This window comes from Corynebacterium gallinarum (genome assembly GCF_014837045.1).
GTDB lineage: Bacteria > Actinomycetota > Actinomycetes > Mycobacteriales > Mycobacteriaceae > Corynebacterium > Corynebacterium gallinarum.
This window is the reverse complement of record NZ_JACSPR010000008.1, coordinates 34,409-54,447: the sequence shown is the minus strand read 5'-3', so window position 1 is coordinate 54,447 and position 20,039 is coordinate 34,409. Positions and strand designations below refer to the sequence as shown.

18 protein-coding genes and 1 pseudogene are annotated in these 20,039 nt (G+C 61.5%); 11 read left to right on the top strand and 8 right to left on the bottom strand.

Annotated elements, in window-relative coordinates; translation table 11 throughout:
- Nucleotides 1–149: 149 nt before the first annotated feature.
- From H9627_RS11095 to H9627_RS11070, 6 genes and pseudogenes are all read right to left on the bottom strand, one after another.
- Nucleotides 150–710, bottom strand: coding sequence for a hypothetical protein (locus H9627_RS11095; protein WP_191734103.1), 561 nt, complete (start codon nucleotides 708–710; stop codon nucleotides 150–152).
- A 625-nt stretch (nucleotides 711–1,335) separates the two neighbouring features.
- Nucleotides 1,336–2,542 (bottom strand): annotated as a pseudogene (locus H9627_RS11090) (IS3 family transposase).
- A gap of 47 nt (nucleotides 2,543–2,589) precedes the next feature.
- The gene (locus H9627_RS11085) at nucleotides 2,590–2,829 is read right to left on the bottom strand and encodes a helix-turn-helix domain-containing protein (protein ID WP_225213783.1); all 240 of its coding nucleotides are present in this window, start codon (nucleotides 2,827–2,829) and stop codon (nucleotides 2,590–2,592) included.
- Nucleotides 2,830–3,024: 195 nt separating this feature from the next.
- Nucleotides 3,025–3,465, bottom strand: a complete 441-nt coding sequence (locus tag H9627_RS11080) for a YtoQ family protein (RefSeq protein ID WP_191734102.1) — start codon at nucleotides 3,463–3,465, stop codon at nucleotides 3,025–3,027.
- A gap of 262 nt (nucleotides 3,466–3,727) precedes the next feature.
- Nucleotides 3,728–4,813 carry a redox-regulated ATPase YchF gene (ychF, locus tag H9627_RS11075; RefSeq protein ID WP_191734101.1) on the bottom strand — a complete coding sequence of 362 codons (1,086 nt, stop codon included), beginning with the start codon at nucleotides 4,811–4,813 and terminating at the stop codon, nucleotides 3,728–3,730.
- A 14-nt stretch (nucleotides 4,814–4,827) separates the two neighbouring features.
- Nucleotides 4,828–5,583, bottom strand: coding sequence for an amidohydrolase family protein (locus H9627_RS11070; protein WP_191734100.1), 756 nt, complete (start codon nucleotides 5,581–5,583; stop codon nucleotides 4,828–4,830).
- A 193-nt stretch (nucleotides 5,584–5,776) separates the two neighbouring features.
- On the opposite strand from H9627_RS11070, the gene H9627_RS11065 reads away from it, so the two are divergent.
- From H9627_RS11065 to H9627_RS11050, 4 genes are all read left to right on the top strand, one after another.
- Entirely contained in the window at nucleotides 5,777–7,474 is a 1,698-nt protein-coding gene (locus tag H9627_RS11065) for a sodium-dependent transporter (RefSeq protein ID WP_191734099.1), read from the top strand.
- On the top strand, nucleotides 7,471–7,653 hold the full coding sequence (metS, locus tag H9627_RS11060; RefSeq protein WP_191734098.1) for a methionine/alanine import NSS transporter subunit MetS: 183 nt from the start codon (nucleotides 7,471–7,473) through the stop codon (nucleotides 7,651–7,653). The genes H9627_RS11065 and metS overlap by 4 nt, the downstream gene beginning before the upstream one ends.
- A 109-nt stretch (nucleotides 7,654–7,762) precedes the next feature.
- Nucleotides 7,763–9,166, top strand: coding sequence for an AI-2E family transporter (locus H9627_RS11055; protein WP_191734172.1), 1,404 nt, complete (start codon nucleotides 7,763–7,765; stop codon nucleotides 9,164–9,166).
- A gap of 110 nt (nucleotides 9,167–9,276) precedes the next feature.
- The gene (locus H9627_RS11050) at nucleotides 9,277–10,041 is read left to right on the top strand and encodes a DUF6542 domain-containing protein (protein WP_191734097.1); all 765 of its coding nucleotides are present in this window, start codon (nucleotides 9,277–9,279) and stop codon (nucleotides 10,039–10,041) included.
- Nucleotides 10,042–10,088: 47 nt separating this feature from the next.
- Here the strand turns inward: H9627_RS11050 and H9627_RS11045 are convergent, their stop codons facing one another.
- Entirely contained in the window at nucleotides 10,089–11,066 is a 978-nt protein-coding gene (locus tag H9627_RS11045; RefSeq protein WP_191734096.1) for a 4-hydroxy-3-methylbut-2-enyl diphosphate reductase, read from the bottom strand.
- Nucleotides 11,067–11,188: 122 nt separating this feature from the next.
- On the opposite strand from H9627_RS11045, the gene xseA reads away from it, so the two are divergent.
- The gene (xseA, locus tag H9627_RS11040) at nucleotides 11,189–12,430 is read left to right on the top strand and encodes an exodeoxyribonuclease VII large subunit (RefSeq protein WP_191734095.1); all 1,242 of its coding nucleotides are present in this window, start codon (nucleotides 11,189–11,191) and stop codon (nucleotides 12,428–12,430) included.
- Nucleotides 12,431–12,458: 28 nt separating this feature from the next.
- Nucleotides 12,459–12,734 carry an exodeoxyribonuclease VII small subunit gene (locus H9627_RS11035; protein WP_191734094.1) on the top strand — a complete coding sequence of 92 codons (276 nt, stop codon included), beginning with the start codon at nucleotides 12,459–12,461 and terminating at the stop codon, nucleotides 12,732–12,734.
- A gap of 52 nt (nucleotides 12,735–12,786) precedes the next feature.
- Here H9627_RS11035 and H9627_RS11030 read toward each other — a convergent pair whose 3' ends face one another.
- Nucleotides 12,787–13,362 (bottom strand): DUF4245 domain-containing protein, encoded by a 576-nt coding sequence (locus H9627_RS11030; RefSeq protein ID WP_191734093.1) that lies wholly within the window; start codon nucleotides 13,360–13,362, stop codon nucleotides 12,787–12,789.
- Nucleotides 13,363–13,630: 268 nt separating this feature from the next.
- Here H9627_RS11030 and glpX point away from each other — a divergent pair, with 268 nt between their 5' ends.
- From glpX to H9627_RS11005, 5 genes are all read left to right on the top strand, one after another.
- Nucleotides 13,631–14,638, top strand: coding sequence for a class II fructose-bisphosphatase (glpX, locus tag H9627_RS11025; RefSeq protein WP_191734092.1), 1,008 nt, complete (start codon nucleotides 13,631–13,633; stop codon nucleotides 14,636–14,638).
- A 618-nt stretch (nucleotides 14,639–15,256) separates the two neighbouring features.
- Nucleotides 15,257–16,525, top strand: coding sequence for a C4-dicarboxylate TRAP transporter substrate-binding protein (locus tag H9627_RS11020; protein ID WP_225213782.1), 1,269 nt, complete (start codon nucleotides 15,257–15,259; stop codon nucleotides 16,523–16,525).
- A gap of 56 nt (nucleotides 16,526–16,581) precedes the next feature.
- A complete protein-coding gene (locus H9627_RS11015; protein ID WP_191734091.1) occupies nucleotides 16,582–17,382 on the top strand; it encodes a TRAP transporter small permease in 801 nt (266 codons plus the stop codon).
- On the top strand, nucleotides 17,343–18,779 hold the full coding sequence (locus H9627_RS11010) for a TRAP transporter large permease (protein ID WP_191734090.1): 1,437 nt from the start codon (nucleotides 17,343–17,345) through the stop codon (nucleotides 18,777–18,779). Before H9627_RS11015 ends, H9627_RS11010 begins: the two co-directional genes overlap by 40 nt.
- 135 nt (nucleotides 18,780–18,914) lie before the next feature.
- Nucleotides 18,915–19,976 carry an AbrB family transcriptional regulator gene (locus H9627_RS11005; RefSeq protein WP_318247785.1) on the top strand — a complete coding sequence of 354 codons (1,062 nt, stop codon included), beginning with the start codon at nucleotides 18,915–18,917 and terminating at the stop codon, nucleotides 19,974–19,976.
- The last annotated feature ends 63 nt before the right edge of the window (nucleotides 19,977–20,039 follow it).

Here is a 20,039-nt window from a genome sequence, read left to right as displayed (position 1 = left end):
TTGCTTGCTAACCGCACCAGACCGTCCTTGACGACGAAGTCGCTCGAGTTCGAACTAAATGTACTGCCAGACAATGCCCCCCATGCAAGAAACAGCTCCCAGCAGGCCGACCCGACGTACAACAAACTTCACCGCTGTATCCCAACGTGTCAGTTGAACCAACACATCTTCTCCAAGCGCCTTCCAAGTAGTGCCCCAACGACACCTACCCCAAGACATCCGCCGACAACCTTCTTAATCTCATCACCGACCGAGAAAGTAGTCATGGTAGGTCCTTCAGCTGCATCGTCAAGGTAGACAAGAGCTTCACCTGATTCATCAACTGCCACCGTCTCCCCGGTGTCCAGGTAGCGAAGTGCCACTGTCTCTTCAGGTACCTGGCTCCGACCAGCTTTATTGAGTCCTTCATTGATGGTTGCCAATTCGGCTTTATTGACTTCCTGGGATATGCCGGGGCCTAGTTCACTGCCGAGGGACGTAACACGTGCTTCAACTTCCGGTGAACTGTCTCCTGCGCACTTATCAAATTCCTGATCGTGGGCAGTAAGCGAACTATCAACGTGCGCCGGGGGATTCTCACCTGCATTGGCGGGAGCGGCCATGGCGATAGATCCCATGGCGGCACTTACCGATACAAGCAGAGCTAGGCACTTCTTTTTCATTATGAGGATATCTTCCTTAAGTACGGCGCAGTACTGCTCTAAAAGCACTGGTTATCAGATAGGCCGAGAGTGCCCCTATGCCAAGCGGAGCCCATTTCCATAGCGCATCATCACCTACTTCCGACGGTGCGGTGCTGTATGAAATGAATGTGATGAACGCGAAAGAAAGTAGATAAATAGCTCCTGACCAAATCAACTGAGATTTGGTCAGTCCTGACCGAGTTTTGATGTCGGGGGATCGATCCGCAGCACTTCTGTTAACCCCTAGCCACTCGGCTACCATGCCTACCTACTTTCCTTGGATATTTTGCGTGCGGATGTCTATGGACGCCGAAGAGGGACCGCAGATGCAATGACGTAGTGAAAAATCGCCGTCCTGAACCACTCAGTGGGCCTTCTGGAACGGGCGGATTAATCCTCCCTACAGGTTCCCTAGGGGAATCGCATCTGCCGTTCAACACTACATTTTATAGGAATTACCACAACATATAATTAATATTGCTATAGCTTTGATATTTTCCTGCCACCATGTCAGGGCCAGAAGACGTTGGGCACAAAGGTCAGAAGGCGTTTGCACAGATTCTGTGGGCTACGGCTGTCGCGGTGCCCGGTTATGTGGTCTTCGTGGGTTTCTTCGGGCCCGACCCCCGGATGGTAGACACGGAGGATTTAATCAGGAAGCAGATTTCAGGATAGCAGGACCGCGTTCCTCAAACACCACAGGCGCCAGATATTTACACCAGGAATGCCGGCGAGTGGTGTTATACCTGGTGCACCAGCTTCAGGACGTCCCGGCGACAGCGCAATTGATTCTCAAAGGTCTTGGAATCCTGAAGAACTTCCCGCTTCATCGCCGCGTTGAACGACTCCGCTAACGCGTTATCCGCACTGGTCCCGATTGATCCCATCGACTGTCTGATCCCCAGGTTCTTACACGTCTCCTGGAACGCGTTCGAGGTGTACACACTGCCGTGGTCTTCGTTAAAAAATCGCACCCGTAAGGCTCCCTCGCTGGCCCTTAGCCATGGTCAATGCGTCCTGGACCAGGGAGGTGCGCATATGGTCTGCGATGGAAAACCCCACCAATCTGCGTGAATAGCAATCAATGACCGTGGCCAGGTACATATTCGACCCATCTGCAATCGGCAGGTAGGTAATGTCCCCAACGTAAACCTGGTTAGGTTTGTCGGCGGTGAACTTCCGGCCCACCAAGTCAGGAAACACTGGTTTCTTTTGATCGGACACGGTGGTGGTGACCTTGCGTTTCTTGGTGTATCCGAAGAGTTTCAAGGACTTCATGACCCGGGCAACCCGCTTGTGATTCACGGGCTCATGACCCGGCTGGTCCTTGAGTTCGGCGGTGATGCGTTTTGCCCCGTAGCAGCCGCGTTCAGTGATGAACACGATCTTGACTCTGGCGCCAAGAAGTGAGTCCTTGAGCAGGCGTTTCTTCCTCAGAGGAGCAGTTCTTTTCCATTTGTAATACGAGGACCTGTTGAGTTTAAGGACCTGGCATAACCGCTTAACCGCAGTCAGGTTGTGGAGGCGTCGTCAACGAACCAGAAGCGGATCTAAAGTCTCGTCTCTTCCGCGAAATATTTAGCTGCCTCGCGCAGGATATCGCGCTCTTCCCTCAGCCGGGCGTTTTCGCGTTGTAGTTGCCGGATCTGCTCAGCTTCGGTCACTGAAGCAGAGGGGGATTTCGCAGTCGCAGGGCTGGTGGCACGGGTTTTAGTTCCATACTTTTTCACTCAGTTTGCCAGGGTGGCTCGGTTGATTCCGAGGTCGGTGGCGATGGTGTGGATTGAGACGCCTGGGGAGTTCTCGTACAGCGTGACGGCGTCGCGCTTGAACTCCTCTGTGTAGGTCTTGCTTGGCATGGTGTGGAGATTACCTTTCGGTCCCAGATTGTTGGGATGTTAGGTGTCTACCAAACGGGGGTCAGGTCCTTCTGCCGTTCGGGGAGTGCGCCAGTGTCTTTGCGCAGCGCCCGATACACGGTGGTGCGGCTCACGCCCAGGACCTTGCCGATCTGTTCCACGGTCATGTCCTTTTGCTCATAGAGTTTCCGCGCGGTGCGTAGCTTGACGCCGCTGAGCAGTGGGGGTCGGCCTCCGACTCGGCCGCGGGCCCGGTCGTGGCGGGTTTCAGCGTTGAGGGTAGACAACAGGAGCTCCTGTGGCAGCGAGATTGGATTGGTACCTTCTTCGCTACATAGGAGTTCCCTTATTGTGTGTCACCGCAACACCTTTTTAGTGACGACTTTCGTAACAGGACCTAAGCCAATGCGACCAGTTTTCTGCCCCGTTCATCCCATTGATGGCAAACAGCTCATCAGAACGAGGCTCACGCCCGCATACGTTTAAGCCTTGAGCACGTAGCGCAGGGTCTCCACCACCTGGTCGGTGGTCTGGCACCAGCCCTGCGCCTCTGCATCGACTTCCTTGAGTGGGTGGATGAGGTCGGCGTCGTGAAGCGTCACGTAGGGCTTACCCAGCGCGGCGCAGTACCCAGCGTCGAAGGCGGCGTTCCACTGCTTGTACTTATCGCCGAAGCGCACCACCACGAAATCGGCCTTCTCGATGAGGGTCCGGGTGCGGATGGCATTGACCTTGGCGGACTGGTGGTCCCGCCAGAAATCGCTGGGGGTCTCGCCGAGGTGGTCACCTGCGGCATCACTGGCCGGGTGGTCGGTCACCGGCGCGGTGAAGACCACGTCCAGGCCGGCAGCCTCGGCCCCACGCTGGATCTCCTCACGCCAATCGGTATGGATCTCGCCGGAGAGATAAACATTGAAACTCATGGTTAGAAGCTCCTTTGTCAGGTGTGGACAAACCTTATCCTTGTCCACCATCTCATAAGCGCATACCAGTATCCAGGGAGCAATAACCGTTAGCGGCGCTACGCACACCGCCACTAACCACCTACCTCCTCCTCAGACGAAGCCAGATGGCCCCACATGCCACGATGCCGGGGATCACATTAAAAACCCGCGCTTTCACCAAACAGGGAAAGCGCGGGAGACGGCTGCCAGACCCTAAATTCGGGCCGCTGCAGGCAACAAATTAAACGTTGAACTTGAACTCCACCACGTCGCCGTCGGCCATGACGTAGTCCTTGCCTTCCTGGCGGACCTTGCCCTGGGCCTTGGCCTCGGCCATGGAACCGGCGGCCTCCAGGTCGGCGAAGGAGACGATCTCGGCCTTGATGAAGCCGCGTTCGAAGTCGGTGTGGATGACACCTGCTGCCTGGGGGGCGGTATCACCCTTGCGGATGGTCCAGGCGCGGGTTTCCTTGGGGCCTGCGGTGAGGTAGGTCTGCAGGCCGAGGGTCTCGAAGCCGGCGCGGGCCAGGGAGTGCAGGCCGGGTTCGGTCTGGCCGACGGATTCGAGCAGCTCGGCTGCCTCCTCCTCGTCCAGTTCGAGCAGTTCGGTCTCGGTCTGGGCATCCAGGAACACGCAGTCGGCCGGTGCGACGAGCGCGCGGAGTTCGTCCTTCTTGGCCTCGTCAGTCAGCACCTCCTCATCGGAGTTGAAGACATAGAGGAAGGGCTTGGCGGTCATGAGGTGCAGGTCGCGGATGAGGGCCAGATCAACCTCACCGTTCTTCGCGGCGGAGAACAGCGTGCGGTCATCCTCCAGGACGGCCTGCGCCTTCTTCACCTCATCGAGGGTCTCCACCAGAGACTTGTCCTTGCGGGAGTCCTTCTCCAGGCGTGGGATGGCCTTTTCGATGGTCTGCAGGTCCGCCAGGATCAGCTCGGTGTTGATCACGGAGATGTCATTGGCCGGGTCGACGCGGCCGTCGACGTGTATGACGTTGTCATCGCTGAAGGCGCGGACCACCTGGCAGATGGCGTCCGCCTCACGGATATTGGCCAGGAAGGCGTTGCCCATGCCCTCCCCCTCGGAGGCACCCTTGACGATGCCGGCGATGTCCACGAAGGACACGGTGGCGGGCAGGATGCGCTCGGAGCCGAAGATCTCCGCCAGGCGGGGCAGACGGTCATCGGGGAGTTCAACCAGGCCGATGTTCGGTTCGATGGTGGCGAACGGGTAGTTCGCCGCCAGCACATCGTTACGGGTCAGGGCATTAAAGAGGGTGGACTTGCCAACATTGGGCAGGCCGACAATTCCAAGAGTAAGGCTCACGGGCAGTCATCCTATCAAGTGTTGTGCCCACCCAGGTAGAGAGCCTCGGCGTTGCCGTGGAAAACCGCCTCAATCTGTTCGGCACCCACCGCCTCGGCGATGAGTTCGAGGTCGGTGTCGGCAAAGGGCCGACGGGCGCGTGTCGACGGCAGATCCGTTCCCACCATCAATGCCCCGGGGTTGACACTCACGATGGCCTGTATCGCCTCCACCGGATCCAGATCCACCCGTCCGAATCCGGTGGCCTTCACCATGACCCCCTCTTCCACCAGATCGAGCAGCACCGGCAGATTCTCCGACCGCATCCCCAGGTGGTCGATACTCACCGCCGGGAGGTCACGCACCACCCCCGCCACCGACCCCAGGTCAGTGACATAGAGTTCCGTGTGCCACCCGGCCACTTCGTGAACCCGGCGCGCCAGACGGTCCAGGTCCTCCACCCCTGCTGAACCTCCCCGGGCCAGGTTGAAGCGAACCGCACGCACACCCGCTGCATTGAGTTCAAGGATCCGCTCGTCCGGGGTGTCGGCCGGTATCTGGGTGACGCCGACGAAACCGGGGCCCAGGCGTCGTAAAGCATCGAGCAGGTAGCCCTGGTCGAAGGCCTGGAAAGACCCTGAAACCACCGCACCGCCGACCACATTCAGGCCTGCCACCCGGGTGCGGTACTCCCCCACGGTGAAGGCCGGCGGGAGATAGTCAGTGTTCTCCACCAGAGGGAAATCCGGGTCAATGATGTGGAGGTGGGAATCAAACAGCGCGGTGTCCATACATGGGACCACCTTTCCGAATGGGTGGGGTTATGTGCCGTGCCAGAAGATCAATCTGTAGTCCAGGTCACCTTCCTATGGTAATTTCATCGCACATCCGTTCATCGGTTTCACGGCATGCCACACCTACCCCCGTGGTGCTGCCCGGCGACCACCTCCCCTTTGTTACTCCTTAACTCATGGAGCGTCAACGATGTCTTCGCCATCCCAACAGGCTGTTCAGCCTTCCCAAGGCGGCCCCCAGCGCCGCGAGGTTTTCTCTTCCCGCTATGTCTTCATGCTCGCGGCCATCGGTTCCGCCGTCGGACTGGGCAACATCTGGCGATTTCCCTACATTGCCTACGACAATGGCGGTGGTGCCTTCCTGATCCCCTACATCATCGCCCTGCTGACCGCCGGTATCCCACTGTTGTTCCTCGATTTTGCCCTCGGTCACCGCTACCGCGGCAGCGCGCCACTCACATTCCGACGGTTCAAGAAACGTACCGAGTCCCTCGGCTGGGTCCAGGTGGGCATCGCCTTCTTCATCACCATCTACTATGCCGTCATCATCGCCTGGGCCGGGTTGTATGCCATCAAATCCCTCACCCAGGCCTGGGGTGATGACCCGGATGCCTACTTCTTCAGTGACTTCCTGCAGTTCGATGCGGAATCGACCTTCTCACTGGATATCGTCCCGCAGATCGCGCTCACCCTCTTTGTCGTCTGGCTGCTGGCCATCATTGTGCTGGCAATCGGAGTGGACAAGGGCATCGGCAAGGTCTCGATGATCTTCATGCCGATCCTGGTGATCATCTTCCTGATCGTCTGTGTCCGTGCAGTGTTCCTGCCGGGCGCGGAAGTCGGCCTGGATGCGCTGTTCACCCCCGACTGGAGTGCACTGACCAACCCGACGGTGTGGGTCGCCGCCTATGGGCAGATCTTCTTCTCCCTGTCCGTTGGCTTCGGCATCATGCTCACCTACTCCTCCTACCTGAAGCCACGCACCAACCTGACCGGCACCGGTCTGGTCACGGGTTTCGCCAACTCCTCCTTCGAGGTGCTCGCGGGCATCGGTGTCTTCGCGGCACTCGGTTTCATGGCTGTTCAGTCCAATGTGGCAGTCGATGAGGTGGCCACCTCCGGCATCGGTCTGGCGTTTGTGGCCTTCCCTGCCATCATCAACCAGATGCCCCTGGGCGGGTTGTTCGGGTTCCTGTTCTTCGCCTCCCTCTTCATCGCAGGTTTCACCTCACTGTTCTCATTGCTGGAGGTGGTGGTCTCCGCGGTCAAGGACAAGTTCGCTCTGCAGCGCAAGACCGCAGCCATCGGCGTCGGTGTGGTCATGGCCATCCTGTCACTGACGCTGTTCTCCACGACCTCGGGTTTGGCGACCCTGGACATCATGGACAAGTTCACCAACAACGTCGGTATCGTGGCCATCGCACTGATCGTGGTGATTGTGGTCGACTGGGTGTTGCGTCGCATCGATGAATTCTCAATGCACCTGAACTCGGTGTCCTCCTTCCGGGTCAACACCGTCTGGCGCATCTGCGTGGTCAACATCACCACCCTGGTCCTGGGTTTCACCCTCATCCAGGAACTGATCACCCTCTCCCAGGAGCCATACGGTGGTTATTCGGAGCTGCAGGTGGCGCTGTTCGGCTGGGCGGTTCTCGGCATCATCATCGTCGTGGCCGTCGTCGCCCCGATGATCCCGTGGCCGGGCAATGTCAGTCTCGATGGTCCCCCCGGTTCGGATTTCGGTGTCCTACCCGAATTCAGACGGGCCTACCACCGTCCACGTCGTTGGGACTCGGATGCTGAGTTCACACCTTTCGACGCCACCGAGAACGCTCTGGCGGTCCCGGTGATCACCAACACCACCCCGGAGGGAAGGACAACACCATGAGCACCACAGCCATCATCATGATGATCCTGTTCATCGTCGTCATCTGGGGCGGGCTGATTATCAGCGCAATCGCCCTGCGTAAGGAACCCGATGAGCGCACCGGTGCCTTCGGCACCTCTCCCCATGCCACGGACACCGTTCTGATCGGGCAGGAGCTGGGCCGGGCTTCCTCCCAGTAGGTAACGCGGGGGTGTCTTGTGCCCCGAACCGTGTTTCGGGGCAGAATGGGAAACCGTGGCAAGGACGGAAGATTTCCCAGAACGACTCGACGCCCTTGTGGGCGATAACATGGATGACCTGAAGGATTCCCCTGCGGACTCCACAGGGGACGTCGACTACCCCGCCCGCATCGACCGGTCAGTGGTGATCGGGGACAGTGTGCGGCGGGTGTCTGTGTGGAGCCTGCGCATCCTGTTCATCACCGTGGCCGCGTACGTCGGCTGGCTGATCCTGGGCCAGCTGTGGCGTGGGGTGCTGCCGGTGATCCTCGCACTGATCGTGTGCACGGTGCTCTCCACCCCGAACATGTGGCTGCGCAAACTGAAATTCCCGCCGGCCCTGGCCGCAGCGACCACCATCATCATCTTCTTCGCCGCCATCGCAGGCGTGTTCTGGCTGATTGCCCCGAGCATCGCCCGGCAGTCCCAGACCCTCTATTACCAGGTCTTCGACGGCATCCTCAGCGTGCAGTTGTGGTTGCAGGGTGATCCCTTCAACCTGGATGCCAATGACGTGGACAACTTCTTCAACGAGGTCGTCGGGTGGCTGCAGAACCAGGCGGGCACGATCGCCGGGGAGATCTTCTCCGGCCTGGGTATGGCCACCAGCGTGATCATCACCCTCGGTGTGGTGCTCGTGCTCACCTTCTTCTTCCTCAAGGACGGCGACAGGTTCCTGTCCTGGGGCCGTCAGGCCGTGGGCGAAACCTCCGGCTGGCACCTGACCGAACTGCTGACCCGGGCGTGGAACACGCTGGCCGGGTTCATCCGGGCACAGGCGATCGTGTCTGCGGTGGATGCCGTCTTCATCGGCATCGGCCTGGTCATCGTCGGCGTGCCCATGGCCTTCGCGCTGTCGGTGATCACGTTCGTCGCCGGATTCATCCCCATCATCGGTGCCTTCACCGCCGGTGCACTGGCGGTCATCGTGGCCCTGGTCTCCCTCGGGTTCACCGAGGCAGTGATCGTCCTGATCATCGTGGTGGCCGTCCAGCAGCTGGAGGGCAACATCCTCTCCCCCATTCTGCAGTCCAAGGCGATGAACCTGCATCCGGTGATCGTGCTGTTGTCCGTGACGGTGGGTGGCACGCTGTTCGGCATCATCGGTGCGTTCCTGGCGGTGCCGGTCGCCGCGATGATCGCGGTGGCGTTCCGCTATTTCCAGGAGGTCATCTCCGTCCAGGCCGGTGAGAAGAACTACCGTGACCTCACCTACGCCACCCCCTACGGGCGTCTGGCCGGGCGCAGTATCACCGAGCGTGGCGTGCAGCTGCGCCGGGATTATTACCGCAATGCGCTGCCCGATCAGAAGCCCGTGGACCCGGTGGCAGAACCCGATGATCTGGCCGCCGTGCTGGTGGAGGAACCGACCACGGACATCAACGAGCTCCGCCGCGCCATGTTGAAAAAACGCCTGTCCCAGGGCAGGAAGCTCACCGCCCAGGCGCTCGACCTGATGCGTCGCCGGAAGTAGGCGCGCGGGTCACCGTCGTGCTTGTCGACGCCCCACACCCCCGCCCCGGATCACCCACACCGGGTGGTGCACTCCTGTTTCCAGCGTCAAGACCGGTAGAGTAATCACTCGTGTCACATGGATCAGCAGCGCCGAGGAGAAGATCAAGACCGGACCAGCAGACACCCTTCGTGGGTCTGCCGACGTGGTCCGGTCCCGCCGTGGTTCTGGCGTCGCTGGTCTCAGGACTGCTGGTGAGTCTGCTGTTCGGCACCATCGGCCTGCCCTACCAGCTGTTCTTCATCATCTGCAGCCTGGCCATCACCCTGCTGATCGAGGCCCGGGGTCTGTTTATCACCGTGGCCTCCATGCCGTTGTTGTTCGGCATCATGACCCCGCTGACCTCCTGGCTGGTGTCCCAGCAGGGCATCTCCGGTGGGCAGGGTCTGTCCACCACGGCGATCCTCACCGCCATCTATCCCCTGGCCGAGATGTTCCCCACCCTGATCATGGTGACCATCCTGGCCACGATCATCGGTGTGGTCCGGATCAAACTCCTGCGCCGCAATCAGCAGCACCTGCAGGTGACCGGTGAGCAGACCCGCAGGGCCCAGCGCGAGGCCGACCGCACCAATGCCACCGAGGCCAGCCGGGCGCGGGCACAGGCCTCCAGGGCCCGGTCCCGCAGGTCCTCCGGTGACCCGGAGCTGACCAGCCACCAGGTCACCGTGGATGAGCTGATCCGCCGCAACCAGGAGCGGCGTCGTGAGCTATCCCGACCTGTGGAGCAGATCCAGCGGGAGGTGCCACGGGCGGGGCAGGTGGAGCGTCGACCAGCTCCCCCACCCGTCCCACCACGCCGGCGCCCGTCGCTGGATGACGACCTGTACAACTAGACGAAGAGCCCGGGGGATCACCCCGGGCTCTTGTCAGCTTCGACCGTCTAGCGTGCCGTTCGCAGCACGCGCGGCAGGGCGAAGACGATCTTCTCGGCAGCCGAGGTGACCTCCTCCACGTCATCGAAGCCGTAGCCCTCCAGGCGCTCCAGGACACCGGTGACCAGGATCTCCGGGACGGACGCGCCGGAGGAGATACCGATGGTCTCCACGCCGTCCAACCAGGCCTCATCGATCTGGTGGGCGTAATCAACCAGGTAGGCATTCGTCGCGCCGGCCTGCAGGGCGACCTCGACCAGACGCACCGAGTTCGACGAGTTGGTGGAACCGACCACGATCATCAGATCGCAGCGCTCGGCGATGGCCTTGACCGCCACCTGACGGTTCTGGGTGGCATAACAGATGTCATCGGACGGCGGGTCCTGCAGCTGTGGGTAGACCTTCTTCAGCTCACGGACGATCTCCATGGTCTCATCCACCGACAGGGTGGTCTGGGACAGCCAGATGAGGTTCGGCTCATCGGCGAGGAACGCCGGCAGTCCGGGGATGCTCTCCAGGCCGTCGACCAGGTGGGTGCGGTCCAGGGAGTGACCCATGGTGCCCTCCACCTCCTCATGGCCCTCGTGGCCGATGAAGAGGATGTGGAAACCCTGCTTGTCAAAACGCTTGACCTCATTGTGCACCTTGGTCACCAGCGGGCAGGCGGCGTCAATGGACTGCAGGTTCTTGGCTGCTGCCTCCTCCTTGACGGCGGGGCTGACACCGTGGGCGGAGAACACCATGTGGGCACCCTCGGGAGCCTCGGAGGCCTCATCGACGAAGATAACACCCTTGTCGGCGAGGGTGTCCACCACATAACGGTTGTGCACAATCTCCTTGCGCACATAGATCGGGGCACCGTATTCCTCGAGTGCACGTTCCACGGTTTCCACCGCGCGGTCAACACCGGCGCAGTAGCCGCGTGGGGCGGCAAGCAGGATCTTCTTACCGGTTTCAGGGCTGGGGCTGGATACAGATGAGCTCATGGCTCCCAGCGTATCCAACCTTTGGCCAAACACCTAGACTAGGAACCCATACCTCCCCGCTGGTGATGCTTTCAGCGGGGAAACTCACCACAGGCCGATGGAATAAGGAGGGTCACACACCCGTGCCGTCTGCAAAATCAACCCCGGACACGCCCTGGCCGGTTCGTGATGTCAACAATCAGGTGAAGAACTGGATCGAGCGTCTCGGCCACCTGTGGGTGGAGGGACAACTCGCCCAGATCAACGTCAAACCGAACTGGAAGCTGTCCTACCTCACCCTGCGGGACGTGGAGCAGGAGGTCTCGGTGCAGTTGACCTGCCCCACCGAGATCATCCGCAACCGCCCCACCCCGCTGAAAGACGGCGACCGGGTCATCGTCTACGGCAAGCCCGCCTTCTACGCGGGGCGTGGTTCCTTCTCACTGTGGGTCACCGACATCCGCCCGGTGGGCATCGGCCAGCTGCTCGCCCGCATCGAGGAGCTGCGCAAACAACTCGCCGCCGAGGGCCTGTTCGACCCGGCGCGTAAGAAACGCCTGCCGTTCCTGCCGAAGTGCGTCGGTCTGATCACCGGGCGTGGTTCGGCCGCGGAACGTGATGTGCTCAGTGTGGCCCGTGACCGGTGGCCCGAAGTGCAGTTCAAGGTGATCAACACCGCCGTCCAGGGTGCCTCTGCGGTTCCGGAGATCACCGCCGCCCTGGGTGAGCTCGATCAGGATCCGGGTGTGGATGTCATCATCATCGCCCGTGGTGGTGGTTCGGTGGAGGATCTGCTGCCGTTTTCCGAGGAGGCACTGCAGCGGGCGGTGGCCGCGGCGCGGACACCGGTGGTCTCGGCGATCGGGCACGAACCGGACACCCCGATCCTGGACAATGTGGCCGATCTGCGGGCCGCCACCCCGACCGATGCGGCCAAGCGTGTGGTGCCGGATGTCAATGAGGAACGTCTGCTCATCCGCCAGCTGCGCGACCGCGGAGCCGCGGCGCTGCGTGGCTGGGTGGCGAGGGAACAGCAGGCACTGGCCTCCATCCGCACCCGGCCGGTGCTGGCAGATCCGATGACCCCGATTGTGCGCCGACGCGAGGAGATTGAGCGCGCGGTGGCGCTGTTGCGTCGCGACGTCAACCACATGCTCAGAACCGAGCAGTCCCTGGTGGCCTCACTGCGTGCGCAGGTGTCCGCCCTGGGTCCATCTGCGACTCTGGCCCGCGGTTATTCCGTGGTGCAGGTGGTTCCCCGCGACGGCACCCCACCCGAGGTGGTCACCACCATTGAGCAGGCCCCACCGGGCAGCCAATTGCGTATCCGTGTGGCAGACGGTGCCATCACCGCTGCGGCCATGAACACCCAGAAATCCGATTAACCCCTGAAACACAAGGAGAAACACCACTATGACCAACCCCGATGTCATCGGATCCGGTGCCGGAAACTACGAGTTTGAGCCCGTTGAATCCCTGTCCTATGAGCAGGCGCGTGATGAGCTGGTGGAGATCGTCAAGATCCTGGAGCTCGGACAGATGGGTCTGGATGAATCCCTGCGGTACTGGGAACGCGGTGAGTCACTGGCACGCCGCTGCGAGGAACACCTCGCCGGCGCCTCCAGGCGGGTGGAACAGGCACTGGGCAACGCCGGTAACCAGGGCAATCAGGGCAACCAGCAGGCCTGAGCCCCTCGTCTCACGGTGACCTCGGGGGCGGGTGGGCGTCGATGGGCGTAACCTACGGTGAGGTGAGCGGATCCGCGTCGATGGCCGCGGAGAGCAGCTCGTTGAATTCCTCATCGGTCGCGGCACCGGAGACGAGGATGCGGGCATCGCCCAGATCCAGCACCCGGAGATCACGGACCTCCTTCTCACGTGAGGTGTAGATCTCCACGGTGCGGCCCTGCAGATCATAGGACTCCGAGAAATCACGCCACCGGCCGTCATATCCCTCCACGGCATCCTGGACGGTCTCGCCGGTCTGGGTCAGCTGGAGGAAACCGGAATCGGTGGTGACATAACCGATCACGGGGGCGGGGGTGTCATCGACGACAGCCCGACGCGCCGAGTTGGTCACCCATCCTTCAGGGGTCACCGGTTCACGGACAGCGAAGTCCATGCCACGGGCCTCCATGGAGATGAATGTGGAGGCATCGATCTCCGGGACCTGACCCTGTTCCGGGGCGCCCGGGTTGTATGTGCACATGCCGGTGAAACCCACCGCACCCACCATCACGATGCCGGTGACGATGAGGGACAACACGATGTCCCTGCTTCCCTGAAAGATTCTCGGTCGATTGTCAGCCACCCGCATAGTATGGCACGAAAAATACCCTCCTCCCTCTTTCGGGTGCGGTAAAACCAAACACGTACACAAAAAGGTGCAAGAATAGGGGAAGTCACGGGTCAACCCCAGCGTGGGCGGGATCCGTGCCCACAATAGAGGCGTACCCACCCCGGGATGAGATCACCGGCATATCCCACGCCTGTGTCACATCCGGGACAGGGTTGTTCACTCCGCTATCGTCGCTATCGTCAAAAGATCTTCACTGTTTTCCACCGGCTTCAGGAGGCCCCCCACTATGAACGCACATCACCCCGAGCAACCGGATCGTAACCTGGCCATGGAACTGGTCCGTGTTACGGAGGCCGCAGCACTGGCAGCCGGACGCTGGGTTGGCCGTGGCATGAAGAACGAGGGCGACGGCGCCGCTGTGGATGCCATGCGTCAGCTCATCAACTCGGTCAGCATGAAGGGTGTCATCGTCATCGGTGAGGGGGAGAAGGACGAAGCCCCGATGCTCTACAACGGTGAAGAGGTGGGTACCGGTTTCGGCCCCGAGGTCGACATCGCGGTTGACCCGGTCGACGGCACCACCCTGATGGCCGAGGGTCGCCCGAACGCGATCACCGTCCTGGCCGCCGCAGAGCGTGGATCCATGTACGATCCCTCTGCGGTGTTCTACATGAAGAAGCTGGCTGTGGGCCCGGAGGCTGCCGGCAAGGTCGATATTGAGGCACCCGTCGCCCACAACATCAACGCCGTGGCCAAGGCCAAGGGCATCAGCGCCTCCGATGTCACCGTCGTGGTCCTCGACCGCCCACGCCACATCGAGCTCATCGCCGACATCCGTCGCGCCGGTGCCAAGGTCCGTCTCATCTCCGACGGCGACGTTGCCGGTGCCGTGGCAGCCGCCCAGGACACCAACTCCGTGGACATGATGCTGGGCACCGGTGGCACCCCCGAGGGCATCATCACCGCCTGCGCCATGAAGTGCATGGGTGGCGAGATCCAGGGCATCCTCGCACCGATGAACGACTTCGAGCGTCGCAAGGCACTTGACGCAGGCCTGGAGCTGGACCGCGTCCTGCACACCAACGACCTGGTCACCTCCGACAACTGCTACTTCGTGGCCACCGGTCTGACCAACGGCGACATGCTCCGCGGCGTGTCCTACCGCGCCAACGGCGCGACCACCCGTTCCCTGGTCATGCGTTCCAAGTCCGGCACCATCCGCCACATCGAGTCCGTGCACCAGCTGGCCAAGCTGCAGGAGTACTCCGTCATCGACTACACCGTGGCACCCTAACCGGAGCCCCACCCCGGGTAAACGCCTACCCGGCTGATGCCTGACGACGGTCCCGGCCCCTTGATGGGTGTCCGGGTTGCACCGTCTGGCTGATTAACCAGTCCCCAGTTCATTGTGGGGGCTGGTTTTTTCATGCCTTTTTGTCCTGTCCGCAGGAGCGTGCCGGGATGCGCAGCGGGTCGTTCGCTCACCGAATACAAAACGTGATCTGTCGACTTTAGGGGCGCGATGGGGGAATTCAGCAGCTCAGGAGCTTATTCTTTTACCCCCGAAATATTATGAACTTTGACGATCAGAAGGTGGCGGAAGTGGTGGGGTCCCTATCGCGAAAGGGTCCAGATACCGCCGAAGAGTCGGTCAATTTCAGACATCAGAGGAAATCCCATCGGAACCTATCCGTGAAACATGCAGATCACACAGGATTGATAGGTTTATCAGAAATTCACTGAGCATGCTCTTTAACAAATCAAATCAAAAACACCAGGCCCTCCCCCTTCATGGAGATGGGGGTAACAAAGTATGCAAAAGAGTGAACCAAACCACTTGCGTGAACCGTGTCACAATTCCAAACTGTCGACAACTACTGATTTCGGTTCACTTACCCAAAGGGGAAATACCATGCTTTCTGGTTCCAAGTCGGCTGCCCGTCGCGGTCGTTTCAACCGTGGTTTCCTGTCCACCGCGGCCGTGCTCTCCGTATCCGCGCTGACCCTGACCGCCTGTGGAGGCGGCGGACTCAATGAGGGTGGCCAGGCTGCCGAGGGGTCACCGGCCGCAGGCGAGAGCATCGTGGTCAAGGCGAATCCGCCCTACGGCCCCGACCACATGATGAGCACCGCGATGACCCAGTTCGGTGACGTGGTCACCGAGGACTCCAACGGAGAGCTGACCTTCGAGCACTTCTACGCCGATTCCCTGGTCAAGCAGCCCGAGGTGGCCACCAGCCTCACCGGTGGTGTCATCGATCTGGGTTACCTGGGCATGGCCTACACCCCGGCCTCGTTCCCCATTGATGCGTGGGCATCCCAGATGGGTTACGGCAGCGATGAACGACCGGTCATCGGTCTGCTCGCCAATGCGGCCGCTCTGATCGAGTGGTCCTACAACCACCCGGAGATCTCGGAGGAGCTGGAGAGCCAGGGCATCTATCCCCTGCTCCGCCGTTTCCAGAACCACGACAACTACCAGTTACTGTGCAAGGATCCCGTGGAGTCGCTCGCTGATGCGCAGGGCAAACGCGTCCGTGTTGGTGGTGAGCTCTACTCCAATGCCGTCACCGCACTGGGTATGACCCCGGTGACCCTGTCGGGCGCCGAAATCTACGAGGGCTTCGAGCGTGGCGTGGTTGACTGCTTCGTCGGTGGCGAACCGGATATGACCGGCCTGGGCCTGTGGGAGATCGGTAAGAACTTCACCAAGGTCGACTTCCCCGGTTGGAGCTCCATCTCCCTGGCCTCCTCCAATGACTTCATGGAATCCCTCACCCCGGAGCAGAAGGCCGCGTTCGATGACAACCGCGCGGAATTCCTCAACATCTACTACACCGGCTACTTCGATGAGCAGAAGCGTTTCCACCAGGAGCAGGACTCCATGTCCCTGAACTACATCACTCCCGAGGCGGATCTGCAACAGGCACTGGACGCCCACTTCGAGGGTGTCCGCCAGAACATGATCGACAACCCACCGGCTGTTGTCTCCGACTCGGAGGCCGCGGTCACCGAATACGAGCAGCTGCGCGAGAAGTGGGTCGGCATCCTCGAGGAGCTGGGTTACGACGGCGGTTACGCCAACCACCAGGAATGGGCCACCGACCTGGGTGAAGAGTCCGTGGATCTCCAGCCGTGGGCCGACAGGCTCAACGAAGAGATCTTCAACGAGCTCCCGTAACGCCCTGACCACACAACACCAGCACTCACTGTTGCACTCACTGCGTAAGGATTGACATGAGTACCACCCACACCATTCAGACGGAGAGGTCCAACGGACTGATCCGTGGCATCGATCTCGCGGTCACAGTCCTGATCCGGCTCTCCATCTTCCTGGGCGCGGCGGCTGCCCTGGGCATGGTGATCAACGTGTTCCTGGACGTGGGCATGCGGTTCGGCATGAACACCCCGATCCAGGGCACCAACCAGTTCGTCTCCTACTGGTGGATGCTCCCCCTGGTGTTCTTTGGACTGGCCGCCGCCCAGCACTACGGTGAACACACCGATCTGCCCATCGTCTATGAGCGGTTGGACTCCCGTGGGCAGCAGATCATGGCCATCGTCGCATTGTGCTTCACCGGACTCTTCGTTGTCTTCATCGGCTGGGCCGGCCTGGGCAACGCCCTGGAGCAGATGGCCGTCGGTGAATACGACTCCTCCACCGGTGTGACCGTGTGGCCTCCCCGGTTCGCCATTCCCCTGGCCTGCCTGGCCTTCCTCCTGGTGATCATCGCCAACATCCTCAAACTCATCATCAACAGGGATGCGGTGCTCGCCGCTGAACAGCAGGCCCTCGGCGAGGAGGCCGATGTCCTGGCCGATCTCGAGGAGCAGAACATCATGGTGTCCTCCGACGCCGACACCTCACGCGCACCCGAAAGGACCGTGACCCCAGGACCGCAACAGTGCCGTCCGTGGATACCTCACCCCGCACGCAGACCACTTCCCCCGCATCCACCACCCGAACCGGCCGGCCCAGGGCACCCGGTGGGCCAGGGTTGCGTCGCAAAGCAGGCAGGCCCACCGCCATCACGCTGACCATCATGGCGGCGATCCTCATCGGCGAGATCGGGCTGATCTTCTCCGGTGCCCTGACCACCAAACTGCAGGTGGCGCTGGTCTGCCTCGTCCTGCTGCTCACCCTCATGGCGTGGCGTGTGCCGATCGCGGTGGCCATGGGTGTCGCCGGGCTGCTGGGTATCTGGCGCATCAGTGGCACCTCCGTGGTGGAGCGCAGCCTGGTGGATCTGCCGGCCGCCAATGCCGCCAGCTGGTCCCTCTCGGTCATCCCGATGTTCATCTTCATGGGTCTGCTGTTGTGGAAGAGTGGGGCCACCACCCGCATCTTCGACGCCGCCCGGGCCTGGTTGAACTGGCTGCCCGGTGGCCTGGCCGTCACCACGAACATGGCCGGTGCGGGGCTTGCCGCGGCCAGTGGTTCCACCATCGGCATCGCCTACGCGATCAGCCGCATCGGCATCCCCGAGATGCTCAAATCAGGCTACGACAGGCGCCTGGCCCTCGGTTCCGTGATCATGGCGGGTCTGCCGGGGCAGCTCATCCCACCGAGTCTGCTGCTGGTGGTCTACGCCGGCATCGCCAACCTCCCGGTCGGTCCCCAGCTGCTCGCCGGTGTGGTCCCCGGCATCCTCCTGGCCACGGTGGTCAATGTGGCGATCATCATCCTGGCGCTCATCTTCCCGTCCATCGCCGGTGAGAAGCTGCCGTCGGTGGGCTGGCGCGCCCGGTGGGCATCCCTCGGCCAGGTCTGGCCGCTGCCCATCCTGGTCACCATCATCCTGGGTGGCATGTACGGCGGGTTCTTCACCGCCACCGAGGCCGCCGCCATCGGATGCATCGGTGCCATGCTCATCACCCTGTTCTACAAGGGCCGTGAGTTCCTGCCCACCATCGGCAGCGCACTGGCCGGTACCGTCTACGCCACCGGTGGTGTGTTCTTCCTGCTCATCGGTGCGGCGTTCATCACCCGCATGCTCGCCCTGAGCGGTGTCCCGTTCCTGTTCACGGAGTGGATCGACACGATGGGTCTGACCTCCATGCAGTTCGTGCTGGCGGCCCTGATCATCATGATCATCCTGGGTATGTTCATGGACCCGATCTCCCTGATGCTGCTGAGCGTCCCGGTGATGCTGCCCACCCTGAATGCGCTCGATGTGGATCTGGTCTGGTTCGGTGTCCTGACCGTGCTGGCCGCCGAGATCGGCATGCTGACCCCGCCGGTGGGTGTGTTGGTCTTCCTGGTGCACAAGATCTCGCAGAACCCGGATGTGAACCTGGGTCAGCGGATCACACTGGGCAATGTGTTCACCGCCGCCCTGCTGGGCGTCCCGCTCGCGCTGCTGGTCATCGGTTTGATCATGCTCTTCCCGGAGCTGGCGACCTGGCTGGTCACCAGCGGCAACGCGGCAGTCTGACCGGAGCTTGTCGACGACCAACCTGCGAGGAATCCGACCTGCCATGGTCGGGTTCCTCTCTTTTTCACGGGTGGTGGCCCCGCGCCGGCGGGGCCATAATCACGTATCTTTGATTTCGATCCATGGAGGTGGCAAGTGAAGACATTCGGCGACCGGGTGTATCTGCGGTGGATGGTGGTGATTCCCCTCTCCCTGCTGCTGGGGTGGGTGTTCACCGCCCTGAATGTTCCGGCCGCATGGATCCTGGCGGGCATCCTCGCGGCCGGGGCCTCCGCGCTGGTCAACGGTTCAGAGCTGCCGGTGAACAAGGTGCTCTACACCTTCGGTGCCGGTATCGTCTCCGTGCTCGCCGCGGTTCCGCTGTTCAATGAATCGCTGGACAATCTCCTCAGCTATATCCTGCCCAGCCTGGTGGTGGGTCTGTTCACCATCATCATCGGCCTGACCACGGGATACCTGCTCTCCCGGTTCCAGGACGGGGTGTCGAAGGAGACGGGGATGATCTCGATGCTGGCCGGTGGTGCCGCGTTCATGCCGGCCATCGCCAAGGAGATCGGCGCGGACCTCCGGTTCGGCTCCCTCACCCAGTACTTGAGGCTGCTGGCCGTGGCGGTGTCCCTCCCTCTGGTCACCGGCCTGCTGCCCCGGGAGGAGCAGGGCACCGGGTCGACTGATACCGCCGGGGAGCAGACCTGGTGGATGATCGGCCTCATCGTGGTGGTGGCGCTGGTCGGCGCGCCGGTCGCCCGGAGGATCCGGCTGCCGGTCCCGTCCGTCCTCGGTCCCCTGCTGTTGACCATTCTGCTGCTGAGCATCCTGCCGTTTGAGCTGAACATGAACCCGCCCGAGCCGCTGCGGATCCTGGCGTTCCTCTCGATCGGCTGGCTCTGTGGTGGCACCATGTCCAAGAAGTCCCTCAAACAGTTCGCCAGCCAGCTGCCGACGATCCTGGTGTTCATCGTGGTGCTCATCATCAGCTGCGCCCTGTTGGCCTTCCCCATCGCCCGGTGGGTGGGCATCACGTACTTCGATGCCTACCTGGCCACCAGTCCGGGTGCGATGGACACGGTGCTGGCGATCTCCAGTGAAACCGGGACTAGTCCCGCCGTGGTGACCATCCAGCTCATCCGGATGATCCTCATCCTGTTTGCCGCGTCCTCCATCCCCCGTATTCTCCGCCTCTTCAGACGATCCTGACCGCTCCCCTTGCTTTCTGTAGAAAGTTTATTATGATGGAGCGTAGCAGTTTGTTGATACATC